The sequence below is a fragment of the Pseudomonas sp. 6D_7.1_Bac1 genome (assembly GCF_025465945.1).
In the GTDB taxonomy this organism is placed as follows: Bacteria; Pseudomonadota; Gammaproteobacteria; order Pseudomonadales; family Pseudomonadaceae; genus Aquipseudomonas.
Window position 1 is genome coordinate 1 of the sequence record NZ_JANLNW010000074.1, and the last position, 18,225, is coordinate 18,225.

Here is an 18,225-nt window from a genome sequence, read left to right on the forward strand (position 1 = left end):
AAAAAAGCCCCGCTCGATGGCGGGGCCTGGTTTTGTCAGCGACGACTACTTCGTCAATTCGCTTGCCGCTTCATCGATCAATGCAGCGACTTCGACCGGCATCGAAGCCAGTGATGCATGGCTTGCCTTCAGGGTGATCACCTTTCTGGCACCGAGCCGCGCGGACATCCGCTGCTGATTTTCGGGGGCGATCATTCGGTCGTCACTGGATATCTGATACCACGACGGCTTTTTCTTCCAGGCCGGCGCGGTAATCGTGTCGCCAAACGTACTGGCCAGTGGTGCCTTTTGGGTAATACCCATTACCAGCCCCTCGTTCGCCGGCAGGTCCTGACAGAAACTTTGGTGATAGAGCTGCGGTTTGACCCACAAATAACCGTCGCTGTCAGGCGCAAGGTTCGGCGCCGCAACGGGCAGATGTTCCTGAGTGATTCCGCCCGGGCTCTCGCCGGCATCCGGGGCAAACGCGGCGATAAACACCAGGCCCACCACGTTCGGTTGATCGCCCACCTCGGTAATGACCGCACCGCCGTAAGAATGGCCTACCAGCAGGACCGGCCCCGGTTGTTGCGCAATCATCTTGCGCGTGCGTTCGGCATCGTGGGCCAGCGAGGTCAGGGGCAGTTCAACAGCGTGAATCGAGGTATGGCCCCGTCGTAGCAGCTCGGCGATGACCCTGTTCCAGTGTGCTGCGCCGCCCCAAAAGCCGTGTACCAACAAAATCGTGGGTTTGTCGCTCATCGGATCGCTCCCGGTTTCGTAGAGTTAGTCACTGCCACCCTCACTCGGCGCGAGCCGTCGTGATGTGGGGCAATACGCCGATCACTGCGCGTCTGCCACTACCGGAAGTAGCATGGCGCTATCGGTGCGTCTACAAAATTTACCCCTTGGCGCCCTTTGGCAGCGTACCGAAAGTGGGAACGGTAGGAGCGTAGCGATTCATTGATAAGCCTTTGCGCGAACTGACATTCTTCAGGTCGAAAAAAAGCCCGCATGCGGGCGGGCTTAAAGGGAATGTATCAAAGGAGTCAGGTCAATTTAGGCAGGTCGGGGTGAAGACTTCGTGAAAGGGTTGTCACGGTTACGGAAATCCCACGATTCCAGAAACCTGTCCCCAAGCTCGCCTATCAAAAGGGGTGAAACCATCGCCTTATCAAACATCCTCACATTCATTCGCTCTTTTTCTGCGCTTGGAACCTTTACTCCATTTTCTGCACCACCACTTTCGAATGGGTTCAAGAAGAAAAAACAGTAAATAGCCCGAGAGAACAAGCGTGAGATCGATCCATGACTCAGCAATGGACCCTACGAAGTACTCAATGCAAATTTTAATGACGAACAGCAACGAGATACCCCCGAGCGCCATTAACGTGACAATTGCGAGACTTGATAACCTTTCCTTCAACTGGGTTCCTCTCCCTACTGTAGTGCGGCGACCTCATCTGAGACGCCTGGAAAATTCCATCGTTCCAAAAAATCTGCAATAACGCGCTACTGCGCACAGCGCCTGCTGGTCATCCTGCGATGTCAAAGGGCCTCGCACAAAAACGAGCTGACATTGTGCACCATTATTTCGCCACCACGAGCAGCAAGGGTGACCCGTGCTTATTTAAGGCCGATTCGATGAGCCTTCACTTCATCCGCGTAGGCTGCCAGCCGCTCTTCGGCGGTCTCCAGCACCTGACATGTCTTCAGCAGTGACTGAGCGTCGACCTCATTACCGGTCTGCCTCAGTCGCTCGGCAATGCCTTTGAGCTCCACCGCCGACCATCGCATATCAGACGCAAGGTTCTGGAAATCGCTGCGCAGTTCGTGTTCGGGTTTGTTGAGTAACATGGCCATTCCCTCCGCGTCACGGCATCACTCGATGCGACGCTCTGAAAATCGGTATCACAGCACAAGACTTGATAACCCTCTCGTGCACTGGATGCAACTCCCCTACTCAGGCGCACCGAAAACAGCCATCAACTCGGCCAGGAAAGCGCTCACGGCCTCACGCTGACGGGCTGAGTGCCGAACCGCTGCGTGAAAACCGACCTCATAACGCAATTGCTCAGGGTTAAGCGGGTGCAGTTGACCTAATGCTTCATGCCTGGCGGCGTAATGCTGCGGCAGGAAACCCAAGTGTTGGCCAGACAGGATGAGCAAGGCCGCCCCGTCCATACTGTCGGTGAGCGCCGTCAGGCGATCAATGGAGGTCGGTGCTGGCATTTCTGGTAGCGGGTGGCTGGGCCAAACCCAGTCATGCTCCCGAACATCTTCGCTATTGAGCACCCCGACCTTGTCAAAAAGAGGATGCGTGGGGCCGCAATAGGCAATTTGTGTTTCTTGAAACAGCGAAAAATAATCGATATTGGCCAGGCGGTGCCAGAAATAGCCTATCGCCAGATCGAGATGACCGTTGATCAGTTTCTCTTCCAGGAACGATGACGACAGCTCGGTAAAGTGAAAATACAGCCCCTCATGATGGGACCGCAGACGGGCGATGGCCAAGGCGATCTTTTTGTTGGCCACGGGATCGATCTGGCCCAGTAGCCCGATATTGATATTGCCGGAGATCTTGCGGTTGATGTGCTGGACTTCGACGCGAAATCCCTCCGCGGCGGCCATTAATCGGCGGGCCGCCTCCAGGAACTGGCTACCTTTGGACGTGACGGAAAACCCGGCCCGCCCCCGCTCGCAAAGGCGAAACCCCAGCCTCGACTCCAGCGTGGCCAATTGCGCGCTGATGGTGGGTTGGGTGGTATTGAGCGCCGTTTGTGCTGCCGAAATCCCGCCCGCCTCAACGACGGCAAGAAACACCCGGATCAAGCGCAGATCCAGCTCAGATACATTGCCCAGCATGCCCGCTCCCGAAAGTCAGTCACATAGACGAACACCTATGTAAACAGTTGGCCTGCAATATTTTACAGCCCCGATCAAATCCATACATTGCACTGGAACCGGCCCTCAGCCGGAACATTGGCGGGCTCGAGTCACTCCCCTTTCATTACTGACGAGCAATGATAGGTCGCGTTTTGGTGAAATGGCCACAACGATTCGGCGCTCCCCTCCAGCGACACAGACTGACGGCTTCATCCATAAAAACAACAGCAATCACTGTCGATTCCAAGCAAAGGAGAATCGTATGTCAGGGTCCAATATGTCCGAGCGCGCCATTGAGGCGAGCAGCGGATTGGCCATCGAAGGCCATTCGATCGATTACATCCCGGAAAACGAACGCCACGCCAAGCTCAGCAGCCAGGGCCCGTTCTGGTTTTTGGGTAATTTCCACTTCTTTACCATTTCCATCGGGTTTGTTGGCCCAAGCCTCGGACTGTCGGCGCTGTGGACCACCCTGGCAGGTGCGCTCGGCATCATGTTCGGCACCATTTTCATGGCATTCCATGGCTCCCAAGGGCCAGAGATGGGACTCCCGCAGATGATCCAGTCGCGAGCCCAATTCGGCTATCGCGGCGTGATCCTCGCATTGATGGCAACGATGTTCGTGTTTGTCGGCTTCAACGTGGTGAATGTCTCGCTGATCATGGGCGGCCTTGAACATGTGTTCGGGCTTAACCCGACCCTCGTGGCCGTCGCGGTAGTGCTGGTCGGTGCGCTGTTGGCGATCTACGGCCACGACCTGATGCACAAGGCGTTCAAATGGGCGTTACTGGCCACCTTGCCACTGTATGCGCTCGTCACCATCGCCTTGATGTTTGGCGCTGGCCAAAGTGATGTAGCCCCCGCGACCAACCTCGGCTTTAACTGGGTCGCGTTTGCCACCTTGTTTGCTATCGGCGCCAGCTACAACATTTCCTATGCGCCTTACGTGTCCGACTATTCGCGCTATCTGCCGAAAAACACCAGCCGCGCCAAACTGATTGCCGCGGTGTTTCTGGGGGCATCGTTGTCAGGCGGATGGATGATCGGCCTCGGTGCCTGGCTCGCACAGCAATTAAAGGCGTCTGACGCACTGGTCGCGCTGAATCAGGTCGGCTCTTCAATGATTCCAGGATTGGGCAACGTACTGGTGCTGGTGTCGGTTGCGGGATTTCTGCCAATCATCGCACTCAATACCTACAGCGCCATGCTAACGCTGCTGACGGGTGTCGACTCGATCAAGAAGATCACCCCGACGCCTCGTGCTCGCGTGCTGTCGATCTTCGCCATCAGCAGCATCTTGTTGACTTGCGTGCTGTCGATCAAAGGCGATGGCATCTCGTTGCTGAATACCTTCCTGGTCCTGCTGCTGTATTTCCTCGTGCCGTGGACCGCCGTCAACCTGGTGGATTACTTCTTTGTTCGTAAAGGCCGCTATGCCATTCCCCACTTCTTCACCCCCAAAGGCATTTACGGTGCCTGGCAATATCGCGGGATTGCTTCTTACCTGATCGGCTTCGCCGCCATGGTGCCGTTTTTCTACATCGTTGATGCCACCGCCAATCAGGAAGTTTTCGTCGGGCCACTGGCGCGCCTGTTGAACGGTGTAGACATTGCCTGGCTGGTGGGTCTGGTGGTCTCTGGCCTGACCTATTTCATCCTCAGCCGCTCGATTGATCTTGCATACGAACACCGGGTCATCGAATCGATCACCGAAAAAGACTTCGTCTCGATGGCGCATACATCGACAGAGGAAGAGCGTTGATCACTGCCAGTGAGCACATGTTCGAACAAGGGAAGCCTGCACAATGAACACACCCAGAAGTATCGTCGTCGCGTGCTGCCAAGTGGCGCCGAAGATCGGCAATCTTGCCTACAACCGAACACTCACCGAACGGGCGATCCGTTCGGCAGCTTCCCGCAGCGCCCAGGTTGTGGTGCTGCCCGAACTGGTGCAGAGCGGCTACCTCTTCGCTGACCGTGGCGAAGCGTTAGCCTTGTCTGAATCGACAGACGGGCCGACTTTACGCTTGTGGGAAGCACTTGCACGGGAATTGGATATCGTCATCGTCGCAGGATTCTGCGAGCGGCTGGAGGGGGACGGACTGGCTAACAGCGCGGCATTGATCGATGCCCAAGGTCTGCGTGCGATTTACCGCAAGGCACACCTCTGGGACGCCGAAAACTCGATTTTCAGCGCCGGAAACGCCGCGCCGCCCGTAGTGGAAACTGCTTTCGGGCGAATCGGCATGATGATCTGTTATGACCTGGAGTTCCCTGAGTGGGTACGCCTGCCGGCATTAGCCGGCGCGGAGTTGCTCTGCGCACCTGTCAATTGGCCCGATGGTCCTCGACCGGAAACCGAGCGCCCATCTGAAGTGGTACGAGTCCAGGCCAATGCCTCGGTCAACCGGATGTTCATCGCCGCGTGTGACCGCCACGGCCACGAGCGCGGGGTTGGCTGGGTCCAGGGATCGGTCATCGTCGATGCCGATGGTTACCCTCTGGCGGGGCCGGCGGAACTGGGGGGTGAGCAAATTTTGCTGGCGACGCTGAACCTCGCCGAGGCGCGTAACAAGCGCATCAGCAACCACAATGACTTGCATCGCGATCGCCGTCCGGAACTGTATTCAGCCGGCGAACGCTCTGCGCCCGGCCTTCATCTCAGTACGCAGCTCACCGATAAAGTTGGATATATCCCGGACACTGGTGAACTCCGCCGTCGACACACCGGTGATGAGTAATTCAACGCGTCCGGATTCCGGCTCGACAATTTTGATCATCAAAGATCCGTCGGGACTCACCGTGCAGGTGCACGAGAGTGGATGAAAACCGGACTCCACAATCTGGCAAAGCTCAAGAACAGGAAACATGGCGATCCGTCCGTGGGGATTGTGTGCTGGAGTGTTACCTGATCTTTACAGGTTAGCTGAACCTGGCGAACGCGAACGAATTAAGCTGAAAGTGCTACGTGTTTCTCACTTCAGTAATGCTGCACTGCTCAAAACAGGCTTGTGCAAAGCATCTAGACTCCAACGAAGCAGTGCAGAACGTTCTTAGCCCTTGATAGCGAGCCACTCCCACTCAAAACCTGAGTACACAAACTATGTGCCAATCATGTGATTCAAACCCTGCGCCGGACGCAGAGGGTCGTCGTCGATTTCTCCGGCTGGCGGGCCTTGGCGCCGGCGCTCTGCTGCTTGCCGGCGTGCTGCCCGACAGAATCGCCCAGGCCGCCGAGAAAAAGGCCCCTCCTCCAAAACCACAAAACTCGATCAGCCCGGACATGGCGCTTCAACGACTGATCAAAGGCAATCAGCGATACATCACCGGTGCCTCCAAGACACATGACTTCAAGTCCGAGCGTGAAGCGCTGGTCTCTGGACAGAATCCGTTCGTGGCAGTGCTGAGCTGCGCGGACTCACGCATCGCTCCTGAGTATGCGTTTGACACGGCCCGTGGTGACCTTTTCGCGGTGCGTGTCGCGGGCAACTTCGTCACGGAAGAAGGCCTGGCCAGCCTGGAGTATTCGGTCCTGGTTCTCGGCGCCCCACTGATCCTGGTGCTGGGGCATGAGAATTGCGGCGCCCTCGCTGCCGGTATAAAGGCAGTCAAGGACAATGCCGTTTTCCCGGGCCAAATCCAGAAACTGACTGACGCACTCAAGCCCTCTATCGAAAAGGTACTCAAGGAGCCGGGAGATCTCCTCGAGAACGCGACCGTGCAAAACGTCAAAGACTCGGTCCAGAGCCTCAAGAATGCCTCACCCGTACTGACGGAAGCGCTCAGCAAGGGCACGTTGAAAATCGTCGGAGGTATCTATCGCCTGGCCAGCGGCAAAGTTGATCTGATTGCCTGATACGAAAAATGCATCTCACCCGGCGGTGAGATGCATTTCTTGATATTCGCTGGCTCGTGCTGTTTACCGCGAGGTAAGGGGTCTGGCTTTGTCATGGAGTTTTTCAAGCTCATTTTCGACCGAGCTTTGATCATCCTTCCATTCTTTCGGATTATTTTCCTGTCGCTCGTCGCTGTCCTGTTGCGCTTCACCCGAATGGATTGGCGGAACCGGTTTTTTAGCACCCGGCAAGTGCAGATGGATTTTCATGGCTCACCTCCGTACGCCCTGTGTTGATACGCATTAGAGGGTACGAAAGGGTCAATGTTCAAAAGCCAGTTCCAGCCATTGACAAATTTCAGGCAAAAAAAAGCCCAAGCAGCTGATGGACGCTTGGGGCTTAAAAATGCGTAAACCGTGGTAGGTGAACACGGACGCTATCCTATCTCATCAGCCAACATGTAACAAGATATTTACATCCTTTTTTTCACACAAAAAATCACCTAAGCCCTTAAATAACCACACTTTTCTCAAGGCTACGTCTCTGTGAAGTTGTCTAACTCTAGCAGCTCTGGTCACCACACCAACGGACGATACATGGCGACTTCAACGGGAGCTTGGAGCGATTGAAATACCGTCGCTCGCATCACCGTAAATCCGAAAGCGTTTTACCTCTCCGGCAGTCATGGTTGTTACGACCTCACGCAAGGAAATACCTATCGAGCACAAGCCGTTACCTTTCAGGTCTTCTCCAGCGCCTACAAAGACCTCTCCCGGCTTGGTGAAAAACCTTGCTCCTTCACCAGGCCCTACTCTCGCGACAAAATCACCGTTCACGTAGACACCGATGTAGCAGGCCGAACCCAGTAAGCCAACATCACGCGTCACAAAAATCGTTCCACTGTCCCCCTCGATGGGTTGCTGAAATGCGAAAACCCGGTCACTTGGAACTCCAGCTGCTTTTTCCGCTGAAATCGGTGAAGTCACGCACCCTGATATAAGTACAAAGGCTGCAATCCCTATCAGAATCCGCATGTCGAGCCCTCGCTGAACTATGCCAAGACTTCATCACTACCGAGTGAATTGGATATGCACCAGGATCGTGACCCTATGGCTGAACGCATGACAAACAGTATAGATGTCAGGGATGAGAGCCTTGGTTTTTGCGCAAGAGCTTTACGCGCGGCTGACCGGCAAGCCCATTCCCGCGGCAGCGACACTCAGGCGATTTCTGCCTTGCGACTTTGCTGAATAAAGCGCGCGGTCTGCCCGATCGATCAGTGCCGTTTCATCCTGCTCGCTATCGTAGGTCGTATACGTCGCCAGCCCCAGGCTGGCGGTTACGGTACCGAAAGGACTCGAAAGGTGTTCAAGTCGCGCGCGAGCAATACCGAGCAGGATCGCCTCGGCAACCGAGCGGGCTCCTGATTCGTCCGTATTGGGCATTACCACGGCGATTTCTTCACCACCATAGCGGGCGGTCATGTCACCCGGACGGCGCACACACTGCTTGATCGACTGACTGATTATTCGCAGGCATTCGTCTCCGGCGAGGTGCCCATAGTGATCGTTGTAACGTTTGAAAAAATCCACATCGATCAGGATCAGTGACAGAGGGCTTCGAAGTCGCTTGGCGCGTTTGAATTCGATATCCAGAAACTGATCGAAGTGCCGGCGGTTGGCAAGACCGGTCAACTTGTCCTCGCTGGCGAGAATCTCCAGTGTATGGTTAAGCTCAATCAGCGCGGTCTGGGTGGTTCGCAGTTCATTCTCTGCCCGAATACGATGACTGATGTGGGAGATCAATCTGCGCCCCAGCGCGACCAAGAGTCCCAACAGCACCAGCACCACTGCGGCAGACTGCTTTGTCTGGCTCAACCATGCTTGCATGGCCTCGGTCTGACCCACCGCTACAGTCGTTACGAGGGGATATTGATCGCTTCTCGTGAACGCGTAGATTCGATGTATGCCATCGACTTTTGAAGCAAAATCCACGGTACCTGACGACATCTTGCGCAGGTACTCGGAAAATATGGGCGCAGGAGACAGATCACGCCCGATGTCCTGCTCCTGGAATGGATACCTCACCAGAAGACGCCCTTCGGATGAGGTCAGGCTGATCGCGCCGAACTGCCCCACTTGTATGGTTCGATAAAGCTTGAGGAAGTGTTCCAGGCTGATGGTGACGGCTATCACCCCGGCAAAACTTCCATCCGGATGATCGATACGCCGACTGACCGAAATCGCCCAAGCACCGGTGGCACGGCTGAGAATCGCCGGACCGATGAAGATGCCGCGCTCTGGATTGTCGCGGTGATGCTTGAAGAATGCTCGATCAGCGTTGTTGCTGTGGGGTGAAGCAGGCTTGTTGGTCGAGAATATCCAGTCCCCTTGCGCGCCATACAGCACCACGCTGTTCAATTGCTCAAGCGCATCCATCTCCTGAGCGACCAGCAACCTCAAGCGCTCGAGCTGCTCCGGGCCGGTCCCGTCTTTCTCGATCCGTTCTGTCAGACCCAGCAGCACCACTTCACTTTGCTTGAAGGTACCCTCGGTGTAAGTGTTGAGTGCATGGGTCAGATTCAATGTGTCGGTTTCGATGTCACTCAAGGTGTTCTGTCGAGCTGTCCACATCTGCCAGACAGTCAGCAGCACCACGGATACACACACCAGGGAGGTCAGCAATGAGGCAAGTCGAAGATCACGTTTCAAGAGGGAACCCAGGCTGTTGAATGCCCATTCATCAAAGGTTCGCGCAGTATAAACGCCTTCGAACAGCACTAATGACTGGAATGAAAGCTAATGGCCAGCTTTCTTCCAGTTTGAGTAGAACGCGCTTCAGGAATTTCAGGGTCAGGGCGCTTTGGTGTAGTGCTCCTCCCTGACCTGCTCCATCCAGTCGACCACTTTGCCGTCCAGAACTACGGCGATGGCGTTGCTTCGAGACTGCGAGAGAGCCGCGAATAAGCGTCAGTCGCCCCTGTCGCCATGATCACGATCGCGGTTACGACCCTCCCCCTGATCATTGTCACGACGCTCGTATCCTCGGTCATACCCTCGATCATCGCGGTGCTCATAGCCACGGTCATACTCACGACCATGATCACGGCCTCGATCTCGACCGTACCCGCCTCCATCTTCCCAGTAAGGCCAGCAGCCTCCCAGCAGGAGAGAACTTGAAATGGCCAGGATCATTATCGCTGTGCGCTTCATTTGAACACCCTAAAAACAAAGGTCAGGTCTACGGAGATGGGTTGTCGCCACCCCCCGATTTTACTCGGAAAGCGTTCAACCGCAGATACGACCATGAAGCAGATCAATGATTCACTGGTCAGAGGCGACAAGCCAAAAAACCAGATCCAATGATCGTAAAGCCTTACAGCGTTTTTTGGTCGTTACCGGTGCGTCTCGCGATTTCGATCCCCCATTCCAGGGCGTCTTCCATGTCCAGCAGATGCGGTTTGGGGTCGTTGTCCTCAAGGATAACCGTGCCATCTGGCCGGTACACGCCGATGAACATTTGCAACGAGCCGTCCCTCAATATCTTTGCCCTGACCTCGATCTTGCACCCGTTCGCAAGCGTTTCGGAGTGAATCAAATGGCGCTCAGTCATCGTTGCATCCCTCTGGTAGTTGATAGTCGAGTCACACAGCCATCAATCGTCCCGATTATTTGTTTTGAGGGTCTGCGGCTCATCCGCTACAAGACCGTTTTCTCCACCATTATCGTCCCCGATGTCGCCTGCTCTGCTCTTGCAGCGAGCATAGACATTGGTTGTGGGATTGTTTGAAACAATCAGAGGCCGATTCAAGCACCCGACGCCCACAGTAACTCTGCCTTCTCGAGCCTGATCGAGCTCTGCATTCAGCCTGACGATACCAATCCCCATGACGATGGCTAAAACGAGAATTGAAGACACAAAAAACACAAACCAGCCCGAGTCATTGGCGTCTTTCTGATCATCACTATCGGCAACCATCTCAGCATCCTGCTGTTGACGTGTGGCACAAGAGTTTTCATGCGCCAAAAAAGACAGAATGTACACCAGTCAGCGCCTGTACGAATCCCCTGTGACCTCCTGCCACCAGAGCCAACGTGGCGCCAAATGTGAAGAGCCCAGCGCAATGGCTGGGCTCCGTTTATTTTCTGTGTTCCATCATCTTGTCAGCAAGAAGTTTGGCCCTATCAACCAACACGTTCTGCCTGTCTTCATGATTCGACTTCGGGCCCCCTACCGTCGGTGCCGACAGATTGCTTTCCGCAATCAACGCAGCACAAAAGTACTGATCCCAAACGACTCGTTCTCCAGCAGTCCGTTTGTTCATTAGGTCGGCGTTCATATGAGGCTCCTTTTGATGATGTAGCCCAGCTATTTTACGCCCGAACCGTAAACAAGCCGCACTTCGCTGTGCGTTTATGGTCTTGGATGTATTGGAATACCCCACGCACCCGGCCCAGCGCCTGTCAACTGCATCAGCACAATGTTACCGGCTGTACTCCTGCCCCTCGTGATAACCATGGTTGTAATGATCACGTCCGTGCTCGCCATGTTCGTGCCAATATGGCCAGCACCCACCGAGTAACAGCACAGCTGACATCACCAAAATCAAAGTGGTTGTGCGTTTCATTCGATCACCTCCGGGCAGGCTTCGCCTGACTCTATGATCGTTTGATCCGCCCCAAACCGCAGAGGTTCAAAAATCCCGGACAAGCAGGCTCTACCGGAGTGCATCAGCTTCGATTTCAGTCAGGGCTGGTACTGGAAAGACCGCCCTCGATTTGATGCTTGAACGCACCCAAGGCCGAGACGATTTGCCGACTGATCTGCGGGCTCGCTGCGATGTCTGCCTCATCCATTCCTTTAGCCAGCAGGTTCACTGTTATCGAAGCCGGCTCGACAATAACCGCGGACATCGTTTCGAGTACTAACCTGAGGGCCGCTTGGCCGTGACTCGCTCGTGGTGAAGCGTTGAAAAGTGCTACCGGTTTGCCGGGAAAGTCCTGGCTCGCTACAAGCCAATCCAGTGCATTCTTGAACGACCCCGGTATTCCGCGAGCGTACTCAGGGCACGAGATGAGGATGCCGTCTGCCTTGGCAATAATCCCGCGCAACGCTGCGACGATCTGCGGAGGATCGTCAGCCAGATCCGGATCGAAGTGAGGTAATTGACCCACCTCCAGGTAGTGTTTGATCGACAACCCTTCAGGACTGAGCCTCTCAGCAGCACGCAGCAGCGCGGAGTTTGAAGAGGCTGCACGCAGACTTCCGGAGATCGCAAGCAATTGCACCATGTGTATTCGTTCCATGACTTAACGGGCCGGTGCATTGTCGCATACGCGGGCCAAAGCCATCTTTAACGGAGGCGGCAACGTATCGGCGACATCAGGCCAGCTTCATCAATGCTCCAGAGACATCATCCCTGGCTTGCCGCAAATCGCTCGCATCTTGATTCAAGCGATGGACGACACCCAGCAGCCGCTGGCGCAGCAATTCATCACCCAGCAGATCAATGGCCCGCATGACATCAACTGCGGCAGCCTCGTTATTGGCTGCTGTGGCGTCCAGCGTTTTACGCAGGTTTCGTGCTGATCGGTTCACTTTAGTAGTCCTCATGAATCATGGCCTGCACCCTACAACAGCAATGCTTCTTTTTAATTTCAGTCGCTTAGCTTCGGATGAGTGGCGCCTGACTGGAAATAACCCATGAGTATCCCCGTGAACGCAGTCACCGCGGCGCCGTTGACCCGACTCTTGGCGCCGACCGTCACTGTCGGCATGTTCAGGTGGACGACGTACTGACCGGCGGAAAACACTCGAGCGTGGCCAAATCAATCAGCGTGAAGTGGCCTCCCATCCAGCCACCGGTGTCGATGTGGTAGACGTTGCCCAGCACTGCCGGCTGGCTGACCACCGTGTGGCCGACGATCACCGCCCTGACGCCGCTCACACCATTACGGTTTCCATTCGAAATTCGAGTGCGCGACCACTGGCAGGTTGTCTGGACACTACGCTGCATCGCGCCTTGCTCCCGTTCAAGAGCGCCAAGCATTCGCCCCCAATCATCGAACGGGCAATCGGCATGCACGATCCCCACCAGACCCGCAGGCGTCATTACCTCAATAGCGATAGGCAGGTCGGCGAACAGAGCCACATAGAAGGCCTGCTCAGCGGTGGACCGGCCATACAACCAAGTGCCCCCATTGATCATGTGCATATAGCTGGCCTGGCCTTTGTGGTTGAGCCGATGGGCATCGACCGCCATCTGCTCATGGTTGCCCTGTATGGCAAAGAACCATGGCTTGGCCAGCCAGACGTCGACATCGGCAGATTCGGGGCCGCGGTCAACCATATCGCCAACACTGAAGAGACGGTCGGTTACGGGGTTGAAGCCGACAGCATCAAGTGCTGCCTGAAGCTTGGTGAAATGGCCATGAATATCACCAACGGCAAAGTCCCGGCCTGCGGTGTTGATTGTGAAACGCTGAACCTGAGTCATGCTGCCACCCCCGGAACCTTCAGAAGGCCCTTTTCGATCCAGTGCATTTGGGGTTCGGCCAGTGCGCGGATCAAATCGCGGTCGGTGTACTCGCTGAGTCGCGGAGTTTTTGGGACACAACTCTTATGCTACCCCCTTGAACGCATCGAACTCAGCCATTTCCGTCAATCGCGCTTGCGGATGCCGGATTGACTCCTTACGACAGCTCGTCGCCAAATCCTTACCTGAACGAATATCCTCTGCAGCATAGCGATTGCTTGACTAGGCTATAACCCTCTATAAGGAGGTCTAGTCATGGAAGACAAGGAACAGATCTACTTCGCTCTCTATAATTTGAATCTGACGCAGCTTGCAATTGGTGCAGCCCTTGAAGATTTGACGGGATTAATTCAGCAGATTGGCTACCTGACGCCAGAGACATCCGAGTCGCTGCGGCGTCACTTATCCACTATCGAGCGAAATTCCGATCGCTCCTGTGAAGCAATCTATTCACTTATCAACTTAAGCCACGAACCTGAAGTTTTGTGGTCCCCGCCTCCGCGCTAGGTCTCCTTCGCCTCAAGCCCCCCCGATCCTGTACGCGTCCATTGGACAGTTTCCCGACAGCGACGAAGGCCCTGGAGAGCATGACGGGTTTATGATCATGCCACCGGCTTGGCAACAACCAAGACAAGCAGATGGCAAAAACCTGCAACCCACGCTGAAAATATCTCAGCGAATTTTAAAAAACCGAATACGCTAAATACCACTACCCACGCCCAATGGCAGGACTCTATGTTGACTAGGAAGGCCTCAGTTTTTTCCACCGACTGGAGCGATGCCAAACTCAAAGTCGGACATGTAGTCCTCTTTGTTGCAGTGGTATGCATCTCATTAATAGCGATAAGCACGTGGGGTGTCTTCAACTCCCTAGAGTACCATTTACACGACAAAGAAACCGAGATGTCAAATCTCTCGAAGACCTTATCGTCCAATATTGAGGCAACTCTTACCCAGGCCGATACAGTACTTATAGGGGTTAAGGAGCAACTAGAAGCTGATGGCAGTGACGCGGAAAGCTTAAAGAAGTTAGAAGAATTACTTAAAACACAGCAGAAACGCTTACCTCAAATACATGGCTTTTTTATCTATGATGAGCAGGGGCGCTGGCTGCTCAATTCAAACGGCATAATACCCGCCGGCGCAAACAATTCAGACCGCGACTATTTTATTTACCATCGAGAACACACTGAGCCTGGCCCCTACATTGGCCCATCGATACGCAGCCGCTCAACAAATGAATGGGTCATGACCGTATCGCGCCGAATCAACCATCCTGACGGGAGTTTTGCTGGAGTAACGATAGCGACAATTTATCTCAACTACTTTCTCAGTCTTTACGACGGTGTAGACATGGGAGCAAACGGCCTCATCAATCTGGCGACATTAAGCGGCCATATTATGGTACGCAAACCATTTCGCGACTCAGACGTCGGACTTAACATATCAACGGGCGAAGTGTTCGCCCTACTAAAACCGGACGTGAATTCAGGCACGGCAACCATAAAATCGTTTATAGACGGCGTAGAGCGGGTCATAGGCTTTCGACGCATTAACGGGTACCCTCTTGTTGTCATCGCCGCATTTGATAGAAATGAGATACTTGCTGACTGGCGAAGCGAGTCCCTCGCCAGCTTAATCATATCATCCGTATTATTATTAATACTTAGCTTTATAGGCTATCGATTAATCAAGCTAATGAGCCAGCAAATTCAAGCACAAAGAGAACTGCAGGCCTCTCAAAAAAACTATATCGAAGCCAATAAAGCACTTGGGTTAATGGCGCTCGAAGATGGACTGACAAAGATCGCCAACCGCCGTCAATTTGACTTATTTATAGAGGCTGAAATCAACCGAAAGAAACGCAAGCTAGACGGCACAGCGCTCATCATGATCGACATTGATTTTTTCAAACTCTACAACGATCACTACGGCCACGTACGGGGTGACGAATGCTTGAAGACTGTGGCGGCAATCATTAAAACGCATGTCAACCGGGCCGGCGATCTTGCCGCCCGATACGGCGGAGAAGAATTTGCCATCGTACTGACAAACACAGACTATGTTGGAGCTTTCCTTCTAGCCGAAAAGATACGACTCGAGCTAGAGCAAAACAAAATAGAACATATTAAATCGCCACTTGGAGTGGTCACTATCAGCATTGGTATTAGCACACTCGCTGAAGAGAAAGCTGACACTCCAGAAAATGTGGTAGATACAGCCGACAAAGCGCTATACATCGCCAAGTCCAATGGAAGAAACAGGACCATTATTTCAAATTAGTTTCTGATTCAACAATTTGTTACAGATTGTGGTTTGCGCCTGATGAAGATGCCATGCGATTAATGGGCGTTTTAGGGGGACACCATGACTACTTTTCAAATCATCGCAGGCGTAGTTTTCTTTCTAGCACTGATCGTCGTAGGCGCCTATCTCGATATCAAAAACCACAGAAAAGAAAAATCAGAGCGCTTAACGCACCAGGACGTATCTTCCTCTGAGCGTCCACCACAAAGCAGATAAGTCTCTTCATTTGCCTTCCCTCATGAAACCGACTCCACAAGATCCTGACTCCCAAGTTTTTTTTGTAAATCACCTTTCCTAAAGGCAAAGAAAAGCCCGACATTTCTGCCGGGCTTCACATACCGCTTTACGCGCGCCGCTTGATCGCAACCTTCGACCAAAGGGTAAAGGCGACTGGTGGGGTCCAGCCTGAGTTCGATGTGTGCTCTTGCAGGCACAGGTACTTATTGCCTTCGTACGTCACACCATCCTCCTTGCGATACCGGTAGTTCAACTGCCACTCGGGGAACTCTGGATCGGTGACGTCTCCAGCGGTTCGAACGCTCAAGCTCTGGCTCGGCAGCGACTCTTTTCCCGAAGAGTCTGTTGCCGTGACAAAGTAGCTGTACTGCGTGTTCGACGTTAGACCTGAGTCTTTCAGCGTTAAAGCCGCGGTATGGCCAATTGGAGTCCCATTGCGGTACAGCGTGTACTTCTCGATCGGACGAGGACCGGCTGAAGCCCCCCAACTCAAGGTCACGCTGATTTCGGTCACGCCCTTGGCAGACAGGTTTGCAGGAGCCGTTGGCCGATCACCAATACCAGGTTCACCGTGAATCAACGGGGCGTAACGATTGTAGAACTCCCAGTTGTAGGAAACATTGTCCCGGCTAGTGCCATCGTCCCAGTTGATCGACCAGGTCATCAGTCCTTTGATGGAGTGGCCGGCAGCATCGAGACGCTTGAAAGCATTCACCACCGCAGCAGGGTCAATCACATAGCCATTGGCCCCGGCGTCATTGTTGGCCGGTAAGCCAATGACAAATTTGTCCGCGGGAATGGCGATGTAATCCCGAGTACCCGTTACCAGGCTTTCGGTCAGGTAGTAGAGGAAATCCTCTTTCATCGCGTCATTGTTCTGAGCAATCCAGGCACCTTGACCGCCATTGGCTTCCTGAACCCAGATCCCGTCGCCACCCTGGTTGTAGTACTGAGGCGCGATGAAGTCGTAGTATCCCTCGAGCGCCTGAATGTAACCAACGTACTTGCCGCCAACCCTGAGGTAGGGAAACTCGGGCGCCATGCTGATGATGAAATGCTTCCCTTCGCCCCTATAGTGATCCTTCACCAGCTTCAAGGCGGCAGGCAGCACCGTCTTGTTGTCAGCAAAATCAATGGCGTTTTGCTCGAGGTCGATATCCAGTCCATCGAAACCATAGACCTCAACCAAACGAATGATTTCATTCGCCAGTGGTTGTTCATCTCCTTTGTGCAACTCGATATGAGCGTCAGCACCGCCCAACGAAATCAACACAGCCCTTCCCTGGCTGTTCAGCACGCCCACCTGACGGCGAAACTCGTCATCAGAGAGGTTATAGGGTTTAAAGGTAGGAATGCCCTGGCCTTTCATGAAGGCCACAGCAACAACGTTGTAGTCCTTGGGTACATCCACCAAATCCAGATTGGCGAACTGCCCACCTTTATAGCCGTCACCGTGGCCGGCTGGCCAGTTATGCCAGAAACCCATCAGAATTTTTTTATTGGCAATGCTAGGCATCGAAGATGCTGAATCGCTTACTTTAGATTTTAGCAATGTAAAATCAATCTTAGACATTGTTCTATTCCTTCAGAACTGTGCTAGGGCCGTACATGGCCCATCGTTATTTAAAGTTCACGTCAAACGCCTGATAGAACGCATTACCGGTATCAGCAACAACCCAAAGCAAGACAATGACATGATGGCCTTTTTTGCCCTTTGGCAGTTTCACTTCATGTTCAACTTTCGCCTTCAATTCGGTGGTGTGCTCGTAGTATGGAACCTGAGTATAAAAATCATCAAAGAAGGGCTTTGGCTCAAGCTGAGCGCGGCTAATACGCTTTTTCGGGTCCCAGCCATCCTTGGTAATAAACCAGCTATACCCCCGAGTCACGTGAGGCATGGTGTATACCCATTTGACATTGAACGTCTGGCCCGGATCGACATTCAATAGAGGCCAGGTAAATGGGCGATTTAGCTTTTGGCTCATTTCTTCGTTGGTGAAGTTAACGCAATCACGGTCATCGGTCCTGCCACCGCTGAGAATATATCCATCAGCCGGCGGTACCAGGCTCGCGACATCAGTCTCATAAGGTTTAGGGAATGGGCCAGCCGTTAAGGACGGGAAGTTCTTCCCGCCTTCCATTTCATTAGCTTGCCAGTCAAGGATAAGTCCTTCCTGTGTAGCAATCGCAGTACGGCTAGGAGGGGAAATTACATGACCATGTTTCAGCTCAGGCTTGGATTCTGGCTTGTTCATTACATTCACTCCTTTGATTTATTAATCTCCCTCTTGGGAGAACTCTTAGGCTAGCGCAACACCTTGGATTGTCCACCATAAAAAATAGATAGGACTACAAAAGTAAAAAAACACAAAAAACCAATTTTTTCCAACACCCACCGCTTCACCTCCTCCACTAAAAACAACCGGAAGATGACACTGCTTTTCT

Annotated in this window: 21 protein-coding genes; 6 read left to right on the top strand and 15 right to left on the bottom strand. The window is 53.6% G+C overall.

Annotated features, from left to right (window positions below):
• Positions 1-45: 45 nt before the first annotated feature.
• The 3 genes from NTD87_RS21040 to NTD87_RS21050 all read right to left on the bottom strand — a co-directional run bounded on the left by NTD87_RS21040 (position 46) and on the right by NTD87_RS21050 (position 2,844).
• On the bottom strand, positions 46-741 hold the full coding sequence (locus NTD87_RS21040) for an alpha/beta hydrolase (protein WP_262116112.1): 696 nt from the start codon (positions 739-741) through the stop codon (positions 46-48).
• Positions 742-1,605: 864 nt separating this feature from the next.
• Positions 1,606-1,836 carry a hypothetical protein gene (locus NTD87_RS21045; RefSeq protein ID WP_262116113.1) on the bottom strand — a complete coding sequence of 77 codons (231 nt, stop codon included), beginning with the start codon at positions 1,834-1,836 and terminating at the stop codon, positions 1,606-1,608.
• A gap of 102 nt (positions 1,837-1,938) precedes the next feature.
• Entirely contained in the window at positions 1,939-2,844 is a 906-nt protein-coding gene (locus NTD87_RS21050; protein ID WP_262116114.1) for a LysR family transcriptional regulator, read from the bottom strand.
• 283 nt (positions 2,845-3,127) lie between these two features.
• Between NTD87_RS21050 and NTD87_RS21055 the strand changes: the two genes are divergently transcribed.
• Both NTD87_RS21055 and NTD87_RS21060 read left to right on the top strand, forming a co-directional pair.
• Positions 3,128-4,627 (top strand): purine-cytosine permease family protein, encoded by a 1,500-nt coding sequence (locus tag NTD87_RS21055; RefSeq protein ID WP_262116115.1) that lies wholly within the window; start codon positions 3,128-3,130, stop codon positions 4,625-4,627.
• Positions 4,628-4,670: 43 nt separating this feature from the next.
• Positions 4,671-5,606, top strand: a complete 936-nt coding sequence (locus NTD87_RS21060; RefSeq protein WP_262116116.1) for a nitrilase family protein — start codon at positions 4,671-4,673, stop codon at positions 5,604-5,606.
• Here the strand turns inward: NTD87_RS21060 and NTD87_RS21065 are convergent.
• The gene (locus NTD87_RS21065; protein WP_262116117.1) at positions 5,493-5,735 is read right to left on the bottom strand and encodes a DUF1652 domain-containing protein; all 243 of its coding nucleotides are present in this window, start codon (positions 5,733-5,735) and stop codon (positions 5,493-5,495) included. The genes NTD87_RS21060 and NTD87_RS21065 overlap by 114 nt on opposite strands.
• Before the next feature lie 233 nt (positions 5,736-5,968).
• Here NTD87_RS21065 and NTD87_RS21070 point away from each other — a divergent pair, with 233 nt between their 5' ends.
• A complete protein-coding gene (locus tag NTD87_RS21070) occupies positions 5,969-6,721 on the top strand; it encodes a carbonic anhydrase (RefSeq protein ID WP_262116118.1) in 753 nt (250 codons plus the stop codon).
• A 63-nt stretch (positions 6,722-6,784) separates the two neighbouring features.
• On the opposite strand, the gene NTD87_RS21075 is transcribed toward NTD87_RS21070, so the two are convergent.
• From NTD87_RS21075 to NTD87_RS21120, 9 genes are all read right to left on the bottom strand, one after another.
• A complete protein-coding gene (locus NTD87_RS21075; protein ID WP_262116119.1) occupies positions 6,785-6,970 on the bottom strand; it encodes a hypothetical protein in 186 nt (61 codons plus the stop codon).
• A 336-nt stretch (positions 6,971-7,306) separates the two neighbouring features.
• Positions 7,307-7,735: a hypothetical protein gene (locus NTD87_RS21080; protein WP_262116120.1), complete on the bottom strand. Its 429-nt coding sequence runs from the start codon at positions 7,733-7,735 to the stop codon at positions 7,307-7,309.
• A 141-nt stretch (positions 7,736-7,876) separates the two neighbouring features.
• Complete coding sequence (locus tag NTD87_RS21085; RefSeq protein WP_262116370.1) at positions 7,877-9,412, bottom strand: sensor domain-containing diguanylate cyclase; 1,536 nt, start codon at positions 9,410-9,412, stop codon at positions 7,877-7,879.
• A 664-nt stretch (positions 9,413-10,076) separates the two neighbouring features.
• Positions 10,077-10,313 carry a hypothetical protein gene (locus tag NTD87_RS21095; RefSeq protein ID WP_262116122.1) on the bottom strand — a complete coding sequence of 79 codons (237 nt, stop codon included), beginning with the start codon at positions 10,311-10,313 and terminating at the stop codon, positions 10,077-10,079.
• Between the two features lie 42 nt (positions 10,314-10,355).
• Positions 10,356-10,745, bottom strand: a complete 390-nt coding sequence (locus tag NTD87_RS21100; RefSeq protein WP_262116123.1) for a hypothetical protein — start codon at positions 10,743-10,745, stop codon at positions 10,356-10,358.
• A 94-nt stretch (positions 10,746-10,839) separates the two neighbouring features.
• Positions 10,840-11,040, bottom strand: coding sequence for a hypothetical protein (locus NTD87_RS21105; RefSeq protein ID WP_262116124.1), 201 nt, complete (start codon positions 11,038-11,040; stop codon positions 10,840-10,842).
• 403 nt (positions 11,041-11,443) lie between these two features.
• Positions 11,444-11,992, bottom strand: a complete 549-nt coding sequence (locus NTD87_RS21110; RefSeq protein WP_262116125.1) for an NADPH-dependent FMN reductase — start codon at positions 11,990-11,992, stop codon at positions 11,444-11,446.
• Positions 11,993-12,083: 91 nt separating this feature from the next.
• Positions 12,084-12,299 carry a hypothetical protein gene (locus NTD87_RS21115; RefSeq protein WP_262116126.1) on the bottom strand — a complete coding sequence of 72 codons (216 nt, stop codon included), beginning with the start codon at positions 12,297-12,299 and terminating at the stop codon, positions 12,084-12,086.
• A gap of 181 nt (positions 12,300-12,480) precedes the next feature.
• Positions 12,481-13,197 carry a metallophosphoesterase gene (locus NTD87_RS21120; protein ID WP_262116127.1) on the bottom strand — a complete coding sequence of 239 codons (717 nt, stop codon included), beginning with the start codon at positions 13,195-13,197 and terminating at the stop codon, positions 12,481-12,483.
• A gap of 294 nt (positions 13,198-13,491) precedes the next feature.
• On the opposite strand from NTD87_RS21120, the gene NTD87_RS21125 reads away from it, so the two are divergent.
• From NTD87_RS21125 to NTD87_RS21135, 3 genes are all read left to right on the top strand, one after another.
• Positions 13,492-13,743 (top strand): hypothetical protein, encoded by a 252-nt coding sequence (locus tag NTD87_RS21125; RefSeq protein ID WP_262116128.1) that lies wholly within the window; start codon positions 13,492-13,494, stop codon positions 13,741-13,743.
• Positions 13,744-13,971: 228 nt separating this feature from the next.
• Positions 13,972-15,519 carry a sensor domain-containing diguanylate cyclase gene (locus tag NTD87_RS21130; protein WP_262116371.1) on the top strand — a complete coding sequence of 516 codons (1,548 nt, stop codon included), beginning with the start codon at positions 13,972-13,974 and terminating at the stop codon, positions 15,517-15,519.
• Between the two features lie 84 nt (positions 15,520-15,603).
• Complete coding sequence (locus NTD87_RS21135) at positions 15,604-15,759, top strand: hypothetical protein (protein WP_262116129.1); 156 nt, start codon at positions 15,604-15,606, stop codon at positions 15,757-15,759.
• A 127-nt stretch (positions 15,760-15,886) separates the two neighbouring features.
• On the opposite strand, the gene NTD87_RS21140 is transcribed toward NTD87_RS21135, so the two are convergent.
• On the bottom strand, positions 15,887-17,353 hold the full coding sequence (locus tag NTD87_RS21140) for a glycosyl hydrolase family 18 protein (RefSeq protein ID WP_262116130.1): 1,467 nt from the start codon (positions 17,351-17,353) through the stop codon (positions 15,887-15,889).
• Positions 17,354-17,399: 46 nt separating this feature from the next.
• Positions 17,400-18,035 carry a lytic polysaccharide monooxygenase auxiliary activity family 9 protein gene (locus tag NTD87_RS21145; protein WP_262116131.1) on the bottom strand — a complete coding sequence of 212 codons (636 nt, stop codon included), beginning with the start codon at positions 18,033-18,035 and terminating at the stop codon, positions 17,400-17,402.
• Positions 18,036-18,225 lie beyond the last annotated feature (190 nt).